19 protein-coding genes are annotated in these 18,668 nt (G+C 60.2%); 3 read left to right on the plus strand and 16 right to left on the minus strand.

What is annotated here, in order from left to right; translation table 11 throughout:
• Positions 1-6 precede the first annotated feature (6 nt).
• From GDA65_13760 to GDA65_13770, 3 genes are all read right to left on the minus strand, one after another.
• Positions 7-903, minus strand: coding sequence for a P-loop NTPase (locus GDA65_13760; GenBank protein MBA5863757.1), 897 nt, complete (start codon positions 901-903; stop codon positions 7-9).
• Between the two features lie 271 nt (positions 904-1,174).
• Complete coding sequence (locus GDA65_13765) at positions 1,175-2,008, minus strand: acyl-CoA desaturase (protein ID MBA5863758.1); 834 nt, start codon at positions 2,006-2,008, stop codon at positions 1,175-1,177.
• A gap of 177 nt (positions 2,009-2,185) precedes the next feature.
• Positions 2,186-2,725: a hypothetical protein gene (locus GDA65_13770; protein ID MBA5863759.1), complete on the minus strand. Its 540-nt coding sequence runs from the start codon at positions 2,723-2,725 to the stop codon at positions 2,186-2,188.
• 130 nt (positions 2,726-2,855) lie between these two features.
• Here GDA65_13770 and GDA65_13775 point away from each other — a divergent pair, with 130 nt between their 5' ends.
• Positions 2,856-5,945 (plus strand): aldehyde dehydrogenase family protein, encoded by a 3,090-nt coding sequence (locus tag GDA65_13775; protein MBA5863760.1) that lies wholly within the window; start codon positions 2,856-2,858, stop codon positions 5,943-5,945.
• On the opposite strand, the gene GDA65_13780 is transcribed toward GDA65_13775, so the two are convergent.
• The gene (locus tag GDA65_13780) at positions 5,835-6,740 is read right to left on the minus strand and encodes a hypothetical protein (protein MBA5863761.1); all 906 of its coding nucleotides are present in this window, start codon (positions 6,738-6,740) and stop codon (positions 5,835-5,837) included. The genes GDA65_13775 and GDA65_13780 overlap by 111 nt on opposite strands.
• Before the next feature lie 105 nt (positions 6,741-6,845).
• Between GDA65_13780 and GDA65_13785 the strand changes: the two genes are divergently transcribed.
• The gene (locus GDA65_13785) at positions 6,846-7,604 is read left to right on the plus strand and encodes an SDR family NAD(P)-dependent oxidoreductase (GenBank protein ID MBA5863762.1); all 759 of its coding nucleotides are present in this window, start codon (positions 6,846-6,848) and stop codon (positions 7,602-7,604) included.
• Positions 7,605-7,635: 31 nt separating this feature from the next.
• Complete coding sequence (bioD, locus tag GDA65_13790; GenBank protein MBA5863763.1) at positions 7,636-8,382, plus strand: dethiobiotin synthase; 747 nt, start codon at positions 7,636-7,638, stop codon at positions 8,380-8,382.
• Here the strand turns inward: bioD and thiE are convergent.
• The 12 genes from thiE to hflX all read right to left on the minus strand — a co-directional run bounded on the left by thiE (position 8,330) and on the right by hflX (position 18,646).
• On the minus strand, positions 8,330-8,944 hold the full coding sequence (thiE, locus tag GDA65_13795) for a thiamine phosphate synthase (protein MBA5863764.1): 615 nt from the start codon (positions 8,942-8,944) through the stop codon (positions 8,330-8,332). The two genes, bioD and thiE, sit on opposite strands and share 53 nt — an antisense overlap.
• 72 nt (positions 8,945-9,016) lie before the next feature.
• On the minus strand, positions 9,017-10,366 hold the full coding sequence (gene accC, locus GDA65_13800; protein MBA5863765.1) for an acetyl-CoA carboxylase biotin carboxylase subunit: 1,350 nt from the start codon (positions 10,364-10,366) through the stop codon (positions 9,017-9,019).
• A gap of 179 nt (positions 10,367-10,545) precedes the next feature.
• Positions 10,546-10,995 (minus strand): acetyl-CoA carboxylase biotin carboxyl carrier protein, encoded by a 450-nt coding sequence (gene accB / locus GDA65_13805; protein ID MBA5863766.1) that lies wholly within the window; start codon positions 10,993-10,995, stop codon positions 10,546-10,548.
• A 125-nt stretch (positions 10,996-11,120) separates the two neighbouring features.
• Positions 11,121-11,681, minus strand: a complete 561-nt coding sequence (efp, locus tag GDA65_13810; GenBank protein MBA5863767.1) for an elongation factor P — start codon at positions 11,679-11,681, stop codon at positions 11,121-11,123.
• Positions 11,682-11,706: 25 nt separating this feature from the next.
• Positions 11,707-12,204, minus strand: coding sequence for a type II 3-dehydroquinate dehydratase (aroQ, locus tag GDA65_13815; protein MBA5863768.1), 498 nt, complete (start codon positions 12,202-12,204; stop codon positions 11,707-11,709).
• Positions 12,205-12,309: 105 nt separating this feature from the next.
• Entirely contained in the window at positions 12,310-13,002 is a 693-nt protein-coding gene (locus GDA65_13820; protein MBA5863769.1) for a tetratricopeptide repeat protein, read from the minus strand.
• A gap of 3 nt (positions 13,003-13,005) precedes the next feature.
• Positions 13,006-14,259, minus strand: a complete 1,254-nt coding sequence (coaBC, locus tag GDA65_13825; GenBank protein MBA5863770.1) for a bifunctional phosphopantothenoylcysteine decarboxylase/phosphopantothenate--cysteine ligase CoaBC — start codon at positions 14,257-14,259, stop codon at positions 13,006-13,008.
• A 9-nt stretch (positions 14,260-14,268) separates the two neighbouring features.
• Positions 14,269-14,631, minus strand: a complete 363-nt coding sequence (rpoZ, locus tag GDA65_13830) for a DNA-directed RNA polymerase subunit omega (GenBank protein ID MBA5863771.1) — start codon at positions 14,629-14,631, stop codon at positions 14,269-14,271.
• Positions 14,624-15,283: a guanylate kinase gene (locus GDA65_13835; GenBank protein ID MBA5863772.1), complete on the minus strand. Its 660-nt coding sequence runs from the start codon at positions 15,281-15,283 to the stop codon at positions 14,624-14,626. The genes rpoZ and GDA65_13835 overlap by 8 nt, the downstream gene beginning before the upstream one ends.
• 87 nt (positions 15,284-15,370) lie before the next feature.
• Entirely contained in the window at positions 15,371-16,369 is a 999-nt protein-coding gene (locus tag GDA65_13840) for a YicC family protein (GenBank protein ID MBA5863773.1), read from the minus strand.
• Positions 16,246-16,917: an endonuclease III gene (gene nth / locus GDA65_13845; protein ID MBA5863774.1), complete on the minus strand. Its 672-nt coding sequence runs from the start codon at positions 16,915-16,917 to the stop codon at positions 16,246-16,248. The genes GDA65_13840 and nth overlap by 124 nt, the downstream gene beginning before the upstream one ends.
• Positions 16,918-16,951: 34 nt before the next feature.
• Positions 16,952-18,646, minus strand: coding sequence for a GTPase HflX (gene hflX, locus GDA65_13850; protein ID MBA5863775.1), 1,695 nt, complete (start codon positions 18,644-18,646; stop codon positions 16,952-16,954).
• Between the last annotated feature and the right edge of the window lie 22 nt (positions 18,647-18,668).

Here is an 18,668-nt window from a genome sequence, read left to right on the forward strand (position 1 = left end):
TCTTTCCTAGTCCGGCTTCCGATCGGCGGCCGGCCGTTTGATTTTATCTAATAGACTCTCGATCCGGCTCTTGGCCGCCGATGCCCCGCCTGTTTGCAAGGCCGCCGCCAATTTTGCCGCGATCTCCCGAAAGGCATGGGCCTGCGGAGAATCGGGTTTGGCGACCACGATCGGATTGCCGGTATCACCACCGGCGCGAATGACGGGATCGATGGGAACCCGGCCGAGGAAGGGAATCCCGAGTTTCTCCGCCGCCCGCTCGCCGCCGCCATGAGAGAAAATCTCCGTCCGTTCTCCGCAATGGCCGCAGACGAAAAAGCTCATATTTTCCACGATGCCGAGAAGCGGCACGTTCACCTTCTGAAACATCATCATGCCCTTGCGCACATCGTGCAACGCCACTTCCTGCGGCGTGGTGACGGTGACGGCGCCGGACAGATGCACGAGCTGGGTCAGGGTGAGCTGCGCGTCTCCGGTTCCCGGAGGCAGGTCGATCAGCAAATAATCCAACTCCCCCCATAACACATCCCGGAAGAGTTGTTGAATCGCGGTGTGCACCATCGGGCCGCGCCACACAACGGCCGTGTCTTCCGGCACAAAAAATCCCATGGAGATCAGCTTCACGCCGTGGCTTTCCGCCGGCGCGATTTTGCCGTCTTTCTGTTCGGGAGTTTTCTCGACCCCCATCATCATCGGGATGTTGGGGCCATAGATATCCGCATCCAGCAATCCGACCCTGGCGCCGGTGAGCGCGAGGGCGACCGCCAGATTGACGGAGACCGTGGATTTACCGACGCCGCCCTTGCCGCTGCTGACGGCGACGACGTGTTTGACTCCGGGAATGATATTGGGTCTGGCGGCTGCTTCTTCCTGGTGCGGCGCGCCGCCTGCTTCTTCTGCCATAGTGATGCCTCCTCCACCCCGCTGGTCCGATTGGATTGCGCGGGCTTCACGCATCTTAAGCTATCGCCGCGGCGAAAAGAAATGGGTCAACCGGCGCAGCAGGTGGTTGGGTAAAAGAGATCAGCGATGCGAAAGGTATAAGCTGAAAGGATGGTCAAAAAGTCTGTCCAGCACGGCCGCAGCGAGCGAAGAGCCGAGGTGCATCTGCAGAAATACGTCGAGGGGCGGAGCGATGCGGGAACAACAGCGGCGGGCGTTGTTCACCAGCCGTTTACGTGCGTTCCCGATGGAGGTTATAGGTCAGCCCAACCACCGAAAGCGTATAGATCAACCATTTGGACGGGTCGAAGTTGTACCATTTCGACCCGTTTCGATAGTCGCGCGAATAGGTATGATGGTAATTGTGGTACCCCTCGCCGAAGCTGATGAATGAAATCAGCCAGCTGTCCCGGCTGCTGTCTTGCGCGCCGTGCGGCTGGGTGCCGACCATGTGGCAGAGAGAGTTGATGGTAAACGTGGAATTCAACACCAGGACCGTACGCAACACGCCGGCGAGCAAAAAACACCCGAGGCCGCTCATCAATCCGCCGTTCAAATAGCCGGCCGCGAAGGGCAATAACAGGCCTGAGGCCACGATCACCCAGTAATACCGGTGTTGCCACCTGATCATCGGGTCGGTCCGTAATTTTGTGGCGAACCGGTCTTCACGATACGGCGTATTGATGAATAACCATCCCACGTGACTGTGCCAAAACCCCTTGCTCGCGTTGTACGGATCGGGCTCCTTGTCCGTATGCGCGTGGTGGCGAATATGATCGGCGCACCAGAGCAAGGCGGAATTTTGTACAGCCCATCCCCCCATCACCAGCAGGCAGATCTTGATCCAGGGACGGCTCTCGAAGCTGCGATGGGTAATCATGCGGTGGTACCCCACCGTGATCCCCATGCCGGTGATGACATAGAGAATGGCCAGCAGCGTCCAATCCAGGACGGTATAGTCATAGTAATAGGCGAAGAGCGGAACCCCGACGAAGGTCAGGATCGTCAGCGTGGTGAAGAGGGCCACAGTGCCCCAACAGACGGATTGTGCTGATGAGTCGGCCATCGTACTCCTTCGGAACCTGTGCGCCACTCATCGCCACAGTGCACCGCCATAGATAGGGTAATGGTCAAGGCAAACGGCGCACTGTACCGGAGCGGCTGTCGGATATTCAAGGGAGAAACGTGGTTGGCTGCCGCCAGCCAGGTGGGCGTGAAGGTCACCTGACCTACTCAGTCTGTGCTACCACCGTATAAAGGGTGCTGGATTGAAAGGATGCCTCGGCAACCAGGCTCCACCTGTTTTGAGGAGGAATCTGTGAAAGCCGTGATTGGGAAAGTGGTTCTTCACGTCTGTGATGTGCGATCGCGGAATCCCGCAACTCAACAGGCCCAACGAAACGTCAACCAGGTCGCCTTTTCGGAACACTTCGACAAGAGGGTAACGGCGATCAGGATAGGCGCGCACCTTATGGTGCATGCCGATCATCAAGGCCATTTCTTCAGACCACTCCTCCCGCCCTGAATCGGACAGGTATTGGGCGGCGTGGGAAATTGATGCCGGGAGGTAGTCGAGCGTGAGATCAGACCAAAGACCAATATCGTGAAAGCAGCCCGCGATGGCTAACTTTGTGTTCTCCTCCTCGGTGCATGGATGCAACGCCAGGCAGAAGTTGAACATGCGGTACACATGTCCCCTGTATCCGAGATAGTCTTCCCCGATCGCCCCTGCCCATTTCGCAAGAATTGTTTCGATCAGCTCGTGCGTGGTCTCGATCGGCATAAGGTTCATGGGCAAGAAAAAGTGAGAAAGAATGTCGTGTGCCGTTCCGTGACGATGTCTTCAGGAGGCCGTGAAACAAGGGGCCGATTCTAACAAGTCAGAAGAAGTTTACAAGGGATAGGATTTGCTCGTGCAGCCCGGCCAGGTGTGCGAGACAGGCGTTCGCGATCAAATGTTCACGCCCTGCGGCGCGGTGTATACTGCGGTAAGTACCGCTCACGCTGCTCAGGAGGAACCGATGCCTCTCGACCCTGCCCTGCTTGAACCCCGTATTCGCGCGATTGGCGAGGACTTGGCCCGCCGTTCCAGCGGATTGTCGCCCGGTCTGTTCGATTCCCGCTGGTGGTCGCAGGCGGCGATCAACCTGGCCATGAAAGATCCTGCCTTCAAGGCGCAGCTGTTTCGCTTCATTGATGTGTTGCCGTCGCTGAAGGGTGATGCGCAGGTTGTGCGGTTGGCTGAAGAATATTTCGGCGACATGAGCGGGCATCTCTTCGGTGCACAGTGGGGACTTAAGGCACTCGCGTCCACGAAGCTCGGCGCATCGCTCAGCGGGAAGGCCATCCGGCATCAGGTGGAGCAGATGGCGACCAGCTTCATTGCCGGGGCGTCCATCGAGCAGGCGGTGCCGGCGCTGCGCCGATTGTGGGGCGAGGGGCGGGCCTTTTCGGTGGATTTGCTCGGCGAAGCGAGTGTGAACGAACGGGAGGCGGATGCCTATCGGGATCGCTGCCTGGCAGCCCTGCGGATCCTCGGTGACGTCTGCCCGGCCTGGTCCCCCTCGCCGTTGCTTGAGCGCGATCATCTCGGCCCGCTTCCCCGTGTCCAGTTGTCGATTAAAATTTCGGCCCTCTATTCGCAACTCGATCCCATCGATCCCGAGCGCAGCTATCGTGCCGTTGCGGCTCGCCTGCGGCCGCTCTTGAATGTCGCGGGCACACTCCCCGCCTCCATCATCTTCGATATGGAACAGGCGGAGACGAAGGATCTGATTCTTTCCATCTTCATGCGCCTCTTTGAGGAGGAACCGTATCGCACGTTCCCCCATGCAGGGATCGCGCTGCAGGCCTACCGCACCGACACCGGGGATGATGTGCAGCGCTTGCTGGCCTGGACGAAAACTCGGCAGGCGCCGATGACGATTCGCCTGGTGAAGGGCGCCTACTGGGATTCCGACGCGATCCGGTATCGCCAGCGCGGATGGTCGATGCCGCTCTTCGAACAGAAGTCCCGGACCGACGTGAATTATGAATCGCTGGTTCGTCTGTTGCTGGAGCAATCGCATCTCATCAGGCCGGCGTTTGGCACGCACAATCTGCGGAGCCTGGCCGTGATCGAGGCGGTGGCGGAAGCGCTCAGCCTGCCCCAGGCGGCCTGGGAATATCAGATGATCTACGGCATGGCAGAACCGTTTCAGCATGCGATGAGTGATCGGGGTCGCCGTCTCCGGCTCTATTCGCCGGTCGGTGAACTCTTGCCCGGCATGGCCTATCTCGTCCGTCGGCTGTTGGAGAACACGTCCAATGAATCGTTCTTGCGGAAAGAATACGTGGAGTCGCAGCCGCTGTCGTTGTTGTTGTCCCCGCCTGATGGCACCCTGTACCAGTCCGCAGGCTCCCCGCCTGTTGATCAACATTCCTCCCCCTCCGCCTCATCTACCGAATTTGTGAACGAACCGGTCGCGGATTTTTCGCGTGCACCCGTCCGTACCGCCATGGCCGATGCGATCGAGCGGCGCCGCAGGCAATTGGGACAACGACTCGACATATCGAAGCTGGCCGTCCATCTTCCGACAGGGTCCGATCTGTCGACGCATAATCCGGGTCAGCCGGATCAACTCATAGCGGTGGTGCAGAGTTATCAGCCCGCCGATGTCGCGGCGTTGACGAAGATTGCCGAGGCTGCTGAAGAGGCCTGGAGTAGACGGCCGGTTGCTGACCGTGTCGCGGTGATGCGGAAGGCTGCCGCCCTGATGCGGGAGGAACGGTGGGATCTGGCCGCGTGGGAAGTGTTCGAGGAAGGCAAACCCTGGCGGGAGGCCGACGGTGATGTCGCGGAGTCGATCGATTTTCTGGAATATTATGCCGGGGAAATGGCGCGGCTCGATCCCCCGCCCCGCTTGGGCCGGTATCCGGGTGAATCAAACGAGGTGTGCTGGAGCTCGCGTGGGGTGACGGTAGTGATTGCGCCATGGAACTTCCCCCTGGCGATTCCGACCGGCATGGTGGCTGCGGCCTTGGTTGCGGGCAATCCGGTGTTATTCAAGCCCTCTGAGCGGGCTTCTGCCGTGGGGTATCAACTGGCGCGTATCATGTTGGACGCCGGGGTGCCGAAAGGGTTGTTGCAATATGTTCCGGGCGGGCCTGAAGTCGGGCGCGAGTTGGTGGCCTCTGCTGCGGTGAGAACCATTGCCTTTACCGGATCGAAAGACGTGGGCTTGGGCATCATGCAGGCCGCTGCGGTTCAGCAGCCGGGACAACGTTTCGTGAAGCGGGTTATCGCCGAGATGGGCGGGAAAAATGCCATCGTCGTTGATGAGACGGCGGATCTGGATGAAGCCGTGACAGGCGTGGTGCAATCGTTCACCGGCTATGCGGGACAGAAATGTTCCGCCTGCTCGCGCGTGATTGTGACGGACTCGATTCACGATGCGTTTCTCGAACGGCTGACCGATGCCGTGATGAGTCTCCGCATCGGCACGGCTGACGATCCCGCGACTCAAGTCGGCCCGGTCATTGATGCGCGCGCGAAACAACGTATTCTGGAGTATCTCGAGTTCGGGCGGCGGGAAGGGCGGGTGCTGGTGGACCGGTCGGCGGAAGGGCCTGGATACTCGGTCGGCCCCGTGGTGATCGCGGACATTGATCCTGCGCACCGGATGGCACAGGAGGAAATTTTTGGTCCGATTCTAGCCGTGCTGCGTGTCGCCTCGTTTGAGCAGGCGCTGGAATGCGCCAACGGCACCGCTTACGCGCTGACCGGCGGACTCTATTCGCGCAGTCCCCGGCACATCGCGCGCGCGCGCGAGGCGTTTGATGTCGGGAATCTGTACATCAACCGTCCGATTACCGGAGCCCTGGTCGGGCGCCAGCCATTCGGCGGACACCGGTTATCGGGCGTAGGCGCGAAGGCCGGGGGCGAAGAGTACCTGAAACAATTTCTGGTTGCCCGCGTCGTCAGCGAGCAAACCCTCCGGCGCGGGTTCGTGCCGACCCTGTAGGCCCGGCGCCGACTTCACGCTGACTTCTTCGAGTTCTTCCGTGATGTCGGTGATGTTTCCGCGGTCGTCCTTGAGCGCGGCCAGTTCCTGTCGTTCGATATACTTCACCAGCCCCACGCCTTTGGCAAACCAGGCCGTCATCACATCCGTGCCCACCGCGGTTCGCTCAACAGAGGAGAGCCGGATCTTCAGCGTCATCCTCGCCTCCACGCGCACCGCATCGGGATAAGTTCCTGCCGGAACGGTGATCGATTCCCGGCCCACCACCGTTGAAAGCCCTTCGACGTCCACATGTTCGTTGGTTCCGTCCCCGTCGATATCGCTGCCGAAGTCGATATCGGTGCGGTTGAACTGTTGAAACGATTGTGCCACCTTCATCGGGAACCGAATGATCTGGTACGGCGTCAATTGCTTCTCCAGCGGCGTGCCCGGTTCGGACCCGTAGTAGACCACGCCGGCGGCGTCGCGCCGGTAAAAACTATCGGAAGGACCGTGGTTGCCGGGATTGGTATCGTGAAAGACGGTGACGACCAGGCCGCCCTTCAAGGTGCGGGTGCCGGTGACCGAAGACACGTTGCTGAAATACTTATTCTCGATCGTCTGCAGCGGCCCTTCAGAAATCTGCCCGCGATATTGCCAACGTGTGCCGACGGTGTCCGGAAAGTAATCTGCGGATTGGGCGATGGCCTGCCCTGCGTCGGCGGCCGAGGCCCGGTCCTGTTCAAGAAGAATGGCCGCGGATCCGAAAATGCCTACTGCGATCAGGGTCGAGCGAACCAGGTTCTGAACAATCACAGCGATCCTCCAGTCAAAAAAATACGGTACCATACCGGAACTGCCGCGGCAAGCCGGCTCCTGCCGCCTTGCCTTCTCTCTGTGCTGCTCGCATAATCGCTCGCCGTGAAACTTGAACCACAGTTCCCCCGTTCTTCTACTCGCGAACCCCGGACGGTGTTAGTCACCGGCGGGTCCGGCGGGATCGGCCGCGGCCTGTGCCTTGCCTTCGCCCGCGCTGGATTTTGGGTCGGCGTGCACTATTGCCGTCACAAGGAGGCAGCCGAGGAGACATTACGCCAGCTCTCCGTCGATGGGGCAGAAGGCGCCGTGTATCAGGCGGACATACGGTCACGTCAGGACATTCAGGCGATGATCGATGCTGTGTTGGATCGGCAGGGCCGCCTCGACGTGCTGTTGTGCAATGCCGGCGTCGCGTCTAGCCATCTCGTGGTGCGTTGTCCGGAAGACGAATGGCAGCGCATGATCGACACGAACCTCACGGGAACCTATCGGTGCCTGACGGCTGCGGCCCCGGTAATGATGAAGCAGGGCGGCGGATCCATGATCGTGATCGGGTCCTATGCCGGATGGCATGGGACGAGCGGCCAGGCTGCCTATGCGGCCTCCAAGGCCGGCCTTGTGGGGCTCGTGCAGACCGCTGCCCGCGAATGGGGGCCGTACCATATCCGGGTGAATCTGGTCTGCCCGGGTTGGCAACCGACCGCATTGGCCGGTGATGCATTTCCTTCCTCCGGCCAGTTGAGCGACCATGTGCTGGGACAGATCTCGAATCTGGAGGATGTGAGCCGAACAATCTGCCACCTTGCTCAAATGCCCGGCTTGTCGGGACAGATCATGAACCTGGACAGCCGGATCCTCTAATCGATACCTGGGCGCTGGAGACGAAACAGGAATGACGAACAGGGCGGGCGTGTTCATGACGGGTACCGACACGGCGGTCGGTAAGACGCTCGTGTCCGCGGCGCTGGTCCGTAGGCTCGTGCAGTTGGGCCGCCAGGTCGGCGTGATGAAGCCGGTCGAAACCGGCGTGGATTTTGTCCAGCCGGATCACAGCGACGCCGCTCGACTGATGGCGGCTGCGCGGGTACGGGACTCTCTCGACCTTGTGTCGCCCTATCGTTTTCCCGCGCCATTGGCCCCCTGGTCTGCGGCTTCAGCGGAACGGCGGGTACTTGATGTCAGTGAAATTGCTCGACGGTACGATCAGCTGGCCCTGCGGTATCCTTGCGTCGTCGTGGAAGGAGCCGGCGGCCTCCTTGTGCCGATGGGCAGCGAATGGGATATGAGTGATCTGATCGGCCGTCTCGGGCTTCCCGTCGTGTTGGTTGGACGGGTTGGTCTTGGTGGAATCAATCACGCGCTGCTCACGCTGGAAGCGCTGGAGCGACGCCGAATCCGGGTTCTGGCTCTGCTCTTGAATGAGACGGCGCCTGCGACCACTCCTATTGAAGAAGCGCAAAGTGCATCAACCGTGGCGCTATTGAAAACGCGAGTTGCGGTTCCATTGCTGGGACCGTTGCCCTATCAACCGCAATTGGATGGTCTGTGGAACAAAACCGTCGAGCACTTGGCCGGGAGCCGTCCGATCAGTGAGCTGGCCGAGCTGGTGTGGAAGGCGGTTGCTGAAAGCTCCGGATAGCTGCCTCAAGGTCCGCGGCTGTGAGAATTGCGGAGATCACCGCCACCCCGTCTGCCCCTGCCGTCATGATGTCCGTGACATGCTGAGAAGTAATACCGCCGATGGCGAACATCGGCAAGGTGGTGAGTGCGCGGGCTGCGCGTAATCCCTTAAGCCCTACAACCGGGTCGTGATCGGTTTTGGTGGCCGTGCTGAAGATCGGTCCAAAGCCGATATAGTCCGGTTGCAGCCCCACCGCTTCACTCGCTTGCTCCGGAGTATGGGTCGAGAGCCCGATGATTTTCTCTGGTCCCAAGAGTCGCCGCGCATCGGCCAGCGGGAGATCCTCCTGTCCCAGGTGCACCCCGTCTGCTTGAACCGCCAATGCCAGGTCGCAACGATCGTTGATGATCAGCGTCGCCCCGACCTCCGTCGCCGCCTGACGTAGTGCGAGCGCCAGCGCGTAGGCTTCTTTCATTGTCGCCTGTTTGTCGCGGTATTGAAACAGGTGCACTCCCGCTGCCGCGGCGACCCGCAGCACATCAGTGAGCGGGCGCTCAGGACGCACGGTCGGATCAAGGATGAGATACAGCCCGTTGAGAGAAGATTGTCGAGCGGACTGAGACGTGGCGCGCTCCCTGGTATCGTCGATTGGTTACGCAGACTGGCCGGCGAGAAAGCGGTCGAGGAATGTTGTGGAGACATGCCCCTTCTGAAAATCAGGATCGTTGAAAATCTTTCGGTGGAGCGGGATCGTGGTTTTAATGCCCTCGATGACGAACTCGTCCAGCGCCCGGCGCATACGGGCCATCGCTTCCTGCCGGTCGCGTCCGTGGGTAATCAATTTGGCGATCAAGGAGTCGTAGTACGGCACCACGACAGCGTTTGGCTCCATCGCTGAGTCGACGCGGATGCCCATACCGCCGGGGGCGGAATATTTAGTGATTTGGCCCGGGCAGGGAGTGAATTTTTCCGGGTCTTCGGCGTTGATCCGGCATTCGAAACTGTGCCCGGTCAGCTTAATGTCCGGTTGCTTGAACGAAAGCGGCAGTCCCGCCGCGATACGGATTTGTTCTTTCACGAGATCGATGCCGGTCACCATTTCCGTGATCGGGTGTTCGACCTGGATGCGCGTGTTCACTTCCATGAAGAAGAAGTTCCGGTCCTTGTCGAGCAGAAACTCCACTGTGCCAACATTGCAGTAGCGAATGGCTTTGACGGCCTCGACCGCCGTCCGGCCGATCTCGCGCCGCAGCCGTTCGTCGATGGCCGGGGACGGGGTTTCTTCGACGAGTTTCTGGTGGCGCCGCTGGATCGAGCAGTCACGCTCGCCGAGATGGACGACATGGCCGCGGTTGTCCGCGACGATCTGCACTTCGATATGCCGGGGTTCGAGAAAATACCGTTCGAGGTAGACGCCGTCATGGCCGAAGGTGGACTTGGCTTCCGCCTGCGCCGCCTGAAAGGCCCTGGTCAATTCTTCCGGCTTATTCACCACGCGCATGCCGCGTCCGCCGCCCCCAGCGGAGGCTTTGATGATCACGGGGAAGCCGATGATTTTGGCGGCCTCCTGTGCATCCTGTTCGCTCCGGAGTTCGCCTGGACTGCCGGGCGTGACCGGGAGGCCTTTCCTCGCCACGACTTCACGCGCTTTGGACTTGTCGCCCATCAGGGCGATGTGTTCGGACGTGGGGCCGATGAACTTGACGCCGATCGATTCGCAGACTTCGGCAAAGTGCGCGTTTTCGGAAAGAAATCCATAGCCGGGATGAATGGCGTCGGCGCCGGTCACTTCGGCGGCGCTGAGGACATTGGGAATGTTGCGATAGCTGAGGGCGGCTTCGGGCGGGCCGACGCAGACATGTTCGTCCGCCGCCCGTACGTGCAGACTGGCGGCATCGGCCTCGGAATGAATCGCCACGGTCTTGATGCCGAGCTCTTTACAGGCCCGGATGACCCGAAGGGCGATCTCTCCGCGATTGGCAACCAATACTTTTTTAAACACGAGATACTCCGATGCGCATCTTGCTGTGCGTCTACCTTATGCTGCCGCTGTCCGTCGCGCTCGTTCAGCTTTCGAGAAGGCCGTTGCCAGTGGGCATTCGCCGGTCGCAGATGGAATGGGCTTCATGAGGCTGGTGAGTCCAGGACGGGTCTCGTCACGAATCCCCATGACCTCTGCGGCTAGGGCGTGGCGCTGGGATCTATCAAGAAGAGTGGTTGTCCATACTCGACGGGCTTGGTGCTCTCCGCCAGAATTTTGGTGATGCGTCCGTCGGCCTCGGACTCAATTTCATTCATGAGCTTCATGGCTTCGACGATGCACAAGACCTGGCCCTTCTTCACATAGTCGCCTTCCTCCACATATGGGTCGGCGTCGGGCGAGGGCGACCGGTAGAAGGTGCCGACGATCGGTGATGTAATCGTCACCTGGCCGTCTGTTTCTGCCGAGGGGCGAGTTTGCGGCGCCGGCGCCGCGCCGGGCGCCGCCGATTGGTTGTGGACGGTTTCCACGGTGTGCGTCGTTGTGGCGCGCGCGGCCGGCTCATGCCGGATCCGGATGCGCATGCCGCTGCGCTCGATTTCCAATTCGGTCAGATGATTTCGCTTCAGAAGATCGGCCAGTTGCTGAATCTGCGCGGCCTGGTCAGGATTCAAGATCGTCTCGTCGGCTGCAGACGTTCGTGGCGCAAAGGCGCTCGGCAGCACAATGGTTTTCCCGGCAGTGCCGCCTTTTCCGGTCTTCTTACGTGATGAGCTCAACGCACGCGCTCCACAAATTCACGGGTTCTGGTATCGATACGAATGACTTCCCCGATTTCCAGGTAGAGGGGCACCTTGATCGTGGCGCCTGTTTCCACGGTGACCGGTTTGCTGCCGCCGGAGGCCGTATCGCCTCGCACACCCGGTTCGCCGTCCACGACCTTCAGTTCTATGAAATTCGGCAAGACGACGGTAATCGGCTTGTGCTCATAGATAAGGATCTTCGCGATCATGTTCTCTTTGAGCAGATCGGCATTGCTGCCCAACTGACTCTTCTCATACGTCGACTGCTCGTACGTGTCCGTATCCATGAAGGTATAGGAATCGTTCGTGGCATAGAGGAACTGCATGTCGCATTCTTCGATCTCGGGCGTGTCGAATTTTTCCCCGGAGCGGAAGGTTCGGTCGAGCACGTTGCCTGAAAGATAGCTTTTCAGCTTCGTCCGCACGAATGCTCCGCCCTTGCCGGGTTTGACGTGTTGAAATTCTACGATATAAAAGGGTTGTCCCTCTACCATTAACGGGCTGCCGTTCCGAAACTCTGCGGTCGAAATCACAACAACTCTCCTTGGTGCAACAAGTTCAACGGCGCAAGGCCGCGGGTTTTTTTCTCACGTCTGCTCGTCTGCGCGAGGGGGTGCGTCTGGCTCCCAGATGTGCGGCCAATGCTTCCAGCGCCAGCAGGTATCCGGTCGGGCCGAAACCGGCAATCTGTCCCAGGGCGACACCGGCGATGAAGGAGTGATGGCGAAACTCCTCCCGCTGATGAATGTTCGACAGATGGACTTCGACCGTCGGCAAGGCGACGGCGGCAATCGCATCACGTATCGCAATGCTGGTATGCGTATAGGCGGCCGGATTGATGATGATCCCGTCGAAATGTCCTCTGGCGTTTTGAATCCAGGTGACCAGTTCCCCTTCCATATTGGACTGCTTGGTCTGCACCGCAATCCCGAGTTCACCGCTCCGGCGGGTAATAGACTGATCGATGTCGGGTAACGACATCTGCCCATAAAGGGAGGGTTCCCTCGTCCCCAGGAGATTGAGATTGGGACCATGAAGCACCAGTAGCCGCACCATGTGTCTGTCGCGCGCCTCGGTTAGCAGTAGGCTGCAAATGGATAGGGATGCCAGCAGCGCGGCATTCTAACAGGCTGTCAGGGGTGGGTCAAACGCTGAAACGGACTAGCGTCGGCTCGCGTCGGCATGCCGTTTGGCCTGAATGGTGCCGAGCCAGGTTTCAAGGCGCGCGATAGCGGCGGCATGTTGAACGGCGGGAGGTGCAGGGACCGGGTCATGAAGGGGTTCACCAGTCGGCATGGTGGGCAACGCCACCTCCGACAGCGCGGACTGGGCAGCCGACACGGCGGGATTAGCCGCAGGAGGCTTGTCGGCGGTTGGTTCTGTGGCGTTGCGTTTCTTGTCGCGTTTCGCTGGCGGCGGATCGTTCGGCGCGCCAGTGACGTGTCGCTTGAATGCCAGCGCTTCTTCGTCGAAGGGGTTGGCGTTGAGGATGGCTGCGCAGGAACGGAGCGCCAGTTCAGCCTGTCCCTCCGTGTCGTAGAGCTTGGCGAGGATGCGGTGCGCGCGAAGATTGTCGGGGCGTTGCTTGACGACGTCTTCGAGAATGGCCTTCGCTTTTGCTGAGTGGCCCAGTTGATCGTAGACCCTGCCCAGCGCAGCCATGGCTGTTACGAACCCCGGATAGACCTTCAGGCCATCCTCGAGCACGGCTGCGGCTTCCTGCCACATGTCGGCTTTGATGTATTCGTCTGCGAGAGGAAGGAAGTCTTTGGAGCGGGGATCCTTGGCCACTGCCGTTGCCAAACGGTCGATCTCGGCGGCGATACTGGGGGCGATACGGTGCGGTGACGACACGTGTTACTCCTTCCGACGCGGTCGCGATGGTTGTGTCGACCGTCGCTGGCCGCTCTGCACTGTCAGCATGCGGTCCAGGATCCGGTCTGCGACATCGCGCTTGGACAGCAGCGGAAGCGCTTCGGGATCACCCTCGCGGGTTAGGAGCCAGACCCGGTTCGTGTCGGATCCGAAGCCCGACCCTGCCGCTGTCACGTCATTGGCGACCAAGAGATCAACGCCCTTAGCATGCAGTTTTTCCTTGGCGTGGGCAAGGAGATCCTCAGTTTCTGCGGCAAATCCGACGAGTAATTGGCTCGTGCGGCGTTCACTCAGTTCGCGAAGAATATCGTCGGTCGTTTCGAGTTCGAGATGAGTGACGGGCCCGCGCTGCTTCTTAATCTTGCTGGCCGAGGGGCGCGCGGGACGAAAGTCTGCGACGGCGGCGGCCATAATAACGGTATCGCTCCAGGCCAACCGGTGTGTGATCGCCTTTCGCATCTCCTCGGCCGTGACGACCGGACAATATTCAATTCCGGCGGGTGACGGCAGCGATGTCGGACCCGAGACCAGCACGACTTCCGCCCCACGGGTTCGGGCAGCCTCGGCCAAGGCGTATCCCATTTTCCCCGACGATCGGTTGGAGATAAACCGGACGGGATCGATGGCTTCCTGGGTTGGTCCGGCTGAAATGAGCACTTTACGGCCAGACCAATCTCGGCGCGGGTGAACGGTGGTGAGAACGGCTGCCAGGATTCGTTCCTCATCGGCCAACCGTCCCTGTCCCTGGCGGCCGGATGCCAGCGGACCATCCTCCGGTTCCACGATGATCGCTCCGCGTGCTCGCAAGGCGGCGACATGTTCCACGACGGTGGGATGTCGCCACATGTCGCCGTCCATGGCCGGCGCGAAGATTACCGGGCATTGAGTCGTGAGGAGCATGGTGGAGAGGAGATCGTTTGCGAGTCCGAGGGCGGCCTTGGCGAGGCAATTGGCCGTGGCCGGTGCAATCACGATGGCGTGCGCCTGCTCCGGCAGAGACAGGTGAAGCATCTCCTGGTGAGCTTCGAAGAGGTCCGTCGCCACATGGGCGCCGGACAACACCTCAAATGTCAGCGGGGTGACGAACCGGCAGGCGCCGGCCGTCATCACGACATTGACCGTGGCGGCTTCGCGCCGTAAAAGGCGCAGCAGACTCACCGCTTTATAGGCGGCAATACTCCCGGTGACGGCGAGCACAAGGCGGACACCGGGAAGTGAGGGGCCGGTGGTCTGCACGAAGGGGAACTACTCCTCGGCCTCCGGGGCGGCGACGGGCTTGGCGGTATCGTCGACGTAGACGCTGAGTTCTTTTTTGATCTCCTTGGCGTCTTCTCCGGTCATCATCGCCAGGCGTTCGGTCTCGCCTTCCTTCACGCGCTTGGATTCCTTGATCGCATCGCGGGCTTCCTTGCCGACCAGGAACTTCACCTTATGTCGCAACACCTCATCGAGCGCGATGCTGGTTTCTTTGGTGAACTTGGAGGACGCGGTCATGCGCGCGCCCTGGACCAATTGTTTGGCGCGCTGCGCCGCGACGATGACCAGGCGGTGGCGGGAATCGAATTCGCCGGCGGCATATTCCGGTAACAACGATAACATTTCACCCATGATGCAAGTGCTCCTTTGATGCGGGGGCGGAGGAGGAATTCCCCTGCTTGCCCTCTTTGTCGAGAATAAACTTTTCTTCCAGCCAGGTCATGTTCAGGCGTTTCGTTTTGATGCGTTCCGCCAGGAACACGCTTTCGAGTTCTTTCAGCGATTGTTTCAGATCATCATTCCGGACGATGTAGTAATACTCGCGATAGCTCCAGACCTCTTCCTTGGCCTTCTGCAGGCGCCGCTGAATTTCTTCCGGCGAGTCCCCGGCTCTGTTTTGGAGCCTGGTTCGCAAGGTATCAAATGACGGCGGGAGAATGAAAATATAGACGCCGTCCTCGAATTTCTTCTTCACTGACCGGGCGCCCTGCACGTCGATTTCGAGCAGGACATCGATGCCCTGTTCCATTTTTTCCGTCAATTCCTTGCGGGGCGTTCCGTATAGATTGCCGTAGACGTGGGCCCATTCCACGAATTCGTTTCGATCAATCATCTGCCGGAATGAGGCTTCATCCAGGAAATGATAGTCCTGCCCATCCACCTCTCCGGGGCGCGGCTTGCGGGTGGTGTAAGAAATGGAATGCCACAAGCCTGGAACATTGGCCGTGATCTGTTTGCACAGCGTCGTTTTCCCGCTCCCTGACGGGGCGGAAATGATGAACAGGATGCCCCGCCGTACTTGAGCCGGTTTCTCGTGAGATGGAACGGGCGCAGTGTTCATAGATGATTCTGTGCCGGCTCGGCGCCGACGTTACTCCACATTTTGAACTTGTTCGCGCAATTTTTCCAGTTCGGCTTTCATGCGGACGACCAGCGCGGCGATCTCCGCATCATTGGCTTTCGAGCCGATGGTGTTCACTTCACGCCCCATTTCCTGAAGGAGAAACTCCAGCGTTTTCCCCACGGACTCCTCGCTGCGGAGTGTCTGGTCGAACTGTATCATATGTGACTCAAGTCTGACCAATTCTTCCGAGATGTCAGAACGGTCCGCATACACAGCCAGTTCCTGGTTGAGACGGGCCGGATCCGGCAGCTCGCTTTGCAGGAGGGCCTCGATCCGTGCTTTCATGCGTTCAAAGGAGATTCTGGAGAGTTCCGGAGCCTTTTCCGCCACGGTTGATTTGGCTGACCGGATCGCGTCCAAGTGAACAGCCAAGTCCTTCGCCAGCGCGTCCCCTTCGCGCTTGCGCATCTTCTCCAGGTCGGTCAGGGCTCCGCCAAGCACGCGCAACACGGTTTTCCCAAGATGGTCGGTATCGACCGGTTCATCTGTAATGGAGACGATGTCGCGAAACCCGGCGACTATGGACATCTCTACCGCGCCCCGCAATCCGAGGGTCTTCTGCAGCTTTTTGAGGGCCGCATGGTATTGTTTGGCGAGCGCGTGATCGATCTGAACGGTTTTCAGGCTGCCGCCGGCGGCCTGTACCGACACCGACACATCGACTCTCCCGCGAAGGCAGCGCTGTTGAACGGCCTTGCGAATGTGGTCCTCCAACTGCGCCAGGGATCGAGGGACCCTGACCGCCACCTCCAGAAACCGGTGGTTGACGGAGCGAATTTCTACGGTGACGCCGGCCTTCTGCGAGGTGCCGTCTTTTTTCCCATACCCGGTCATACTTCGGATCATCGTGCGAGTTTCCCTTCCCAATGGCAATCGGTGTAGAGCGCGCAGAGCCCGCATTTCGGCGCGCGCGCCAGGCAGACATACCGCCCGTGCAAGAGGAGTCGCTGCGAGCCTTCCGTCCATTCCTCTGCGGGCAGCAACCGCTGCAGGTCCATCTCGATTTTTTCCGGATCCGTATGGCGGGTGAGGTGCAGTCGCCCCGCCACTCGTTTCACGTGGGTATCGACCACCACGGCCGGCTTATCAAACGCATTGCCGAGCAGGACGTTGGCGGTTTTACGCCCGACCCCCGGCAGTCCCGTGAGCGCCTCCATTGTATCCGGCACCTTGCCTTGAAACGTTTCGACCACGGCTTTCGCACAGTGCATGAGATGTTTGGCCTTGGTCTTAAAAAAACCGGTCGGACGGATGAACGCCTCCAACTCCGCAGGGTCAGCCGCCGCATAGTCGCGCGGCTGCCGATACCGCCGAAAGAGAGCCGGAGTGACCTGGTTCACGCGCTGGTCCGTGCATTGCGCCGAGAGAATCGTGGCGACCAACAGCTCCCACGGCGTGTGATAGTCCAGCTCGACTTTCAGGGCGGGCGCGGTTGTCCGTAACGCGTCAAGCATTCGCGCAAGGCGGCGCTTGCCGGTCTGAGCAGACGCGTGATGTGAGGCGGCGGCTTTCATGATGCGCGGCTGGTGGCGGCCAATTGTGCAGTGGTCAGGGGTGAGATGCAAGTGCCAGGTCCTGAGGCGGCTGGCCGGGGTCTGTTTCGAGCGAAGCGGGGCTGGAAACGGTTGGTAACAGAGTTTCCAGGTGCGCGATCAAGGGCCGCAAGGTCTCCCGGTCCAGTGCCGAAATGGCAATGCCATGATACCGTTGGCAGAGCGCCTCAGCCTCTCGCGCCGAGAGTCGATCACATTTGTTCAGCACCATGATGCGCGGTATCGTATCCATCTGGAGCGATTGCAGGACGGTATCAACCGCCGTCACCTGCTGGTCGAGATTGGGTGCGGAGGCATCGACGATGTGCAGCAGCATGTCGGCATCACGCAATTCATCCAGCGTGGTGCGAAAGGCGCCGACCAAATCTTTGGGAAGGTCACGGATAAACCCGACGGTATCGGTCACAATAACTTCGCGATCATGCGGAAAGCGCAGGCGGCGGCTGGTGGTGTCCAGCGTTTCAAACAGGCGGTCCTGCGCCGGGATCTGGCTGTGGGTCAGCGTGTTGAGCAGAGTCGATTTGCCGGCGTTGGTATAACCGACGATGGAGAGAATCGGTAATCCTTGCCGGAGGCGCCTGGACCGCCGCTGATCCTGATGCCGAGCCACGTCATCGATCTCGCGCTCCAGATGGGCGATCCGGTCGCGGATGCGGCGGCGGTCGGTTTCCAATTTGGTTTCGCCAGGTCCGCGTGTGCCGATTCCTCCGCCGAGCCGTGACAATGAGGCGCCATGTCCGGAAAGCCTCGGCAGCAGATACCGGAGCTGGGCCAATTCGACTTGGACCTTGCCTTCCCGCGTGTGCGCGCGGCGGGCAAAAATATCCAGAATGAGTTGGGTGCGATCGATGATCTTCAGGTCGGTCACTTCGGAAATCGCCCGTGCCTGTGCCGGAGCTAGGTCCTGGTCGAAGATGATAAGGTCGGCGCCCTTTTGCAGCGCGCGCATAACGACTTCTTTGAGTTTGCCCTTGCCCAGCAAATACCGCTCATAGCCCTCATGGGTGCGTTGCGCAACACGATCCAATACGCGTACCCCCGCTGACCGGGCGAGTTCGTTCAATTCCTCCAAGTGCTCTTCCTGTTCGGCGTGGCCCTTTGGTGCGGCGCTCACCAATATGGCCGACTCCTGGCCTGCCGCGACGGTATGCTGCGTGTCCGATCGCTGGAAGTCGCTTTCAAGCGCATGGAGGAAGGTATCCAGTTGCAGATCCAGATCATGGAACGGGACCGGTTTCAGAATGCGGCAGACCTCGCCTTGTTGATTCGGCGGCAGCAGGTGCGCAAGGTGCAGCCGGCTTGGTTCGCCCGTTTCCGTCACGCCCAGGACTCCGATCATGTCCAGTCGCAGGAGCGCCAAGTGCGTGAGATCGTCCTGGCTGAGCGGCTCGTCATGAAGATGCGTTCGGATGAGCCTCAGGCCGCGCAATGAATGGGGGCCGCCCCTGAACTTCGCAAGCGACTCGAACGTCGGCGCGCAGCCGGCCCCCACCAATACCTGCTCAACGACTCCGCGGCGCGTGATGAGGAGTCCGATCGGACGGCGAAGGTCACGCGACAGCAGGGTTGTGGTTCGGGCCAACTCGGCAGTGAGCACGTTCGAGGCAGGGATGCGGCGGCGATACAATCGTTCCAGCGCTGCGAGATGGCTGGCCTTCAGGCCGTTGACATGTCCATAGACGGTTGGGATAGTCCTGCTCCTTGCGACGGGA

This window comes from Nitrospira sp. CR1.1, assembly GCA_014055465.1.
In the GTDB taxonomy this organism is placed as follows: domain Bacteria; phylum Nitrospirota; class Nitrospiria; order Nitrospirales; family Nitrospiraceae; genus Nitrospira_A.

Excerpts from the sequence above, each read along its gene's own strand:
- GDA65_13760 (MBA5863757.1), bottom strand. The coding sequence starts at position 903 with ATGGCAGAAGAAGCAGGCGGCGCGCCGCACCAGGAAGAAGCAGCCGCC.
- GDA65_13765 (MBA5863758.1), bottom strand. The coding sequence starts at position 2,008 with ATGGCCGACTCATCAGCACAATCCGTCTGTTGGGGCACTGTGGCCCTC.
- GDA65_13770 (MBA5863759.1), bottom strand. The coding sequence starts at position 2,725 with ATGCCGATCGAGACCACGCACGAGCTGATCGAAACAATTCTTGCGAAA.
- bioD (MBA5863763.1), top strand. The coding sequence starts at position 7,636 with ATGACGAACAGGGCGGGCGTGTTCATGACGGGTACCGACACGGCGGTC.
- aroQ (MBA5863768.1), bottom strand. The coding sequence starts at position 12,204 with ATGGTGCGGCTACTGGTGCTTCATGGTCCCAATCTCAATCTCCTGGGG.
- rpoZ (MBA5863771.1), bottom strand. The coding sequence starts at position 14,631 with ATGGGTGAAATGTTATCGTTGTTACCGGAATATGCCGCCGGCGAATTC.
- GDA65_13840 (MBA5863773.1), bottom strand. The coding sequence starts at position 16,369 with ATGGACGGAAGGCTCGCAGCGACTCCTCTTGCACGGGCGGTATGTCTG.
- nth (MBA5863774.1), bottom strand. The coding sequence starts at position 16,917 with ATGAAAGCCGCCGCCTCACATCACGCGTCTGCTCAGACCGGCAAGCGC.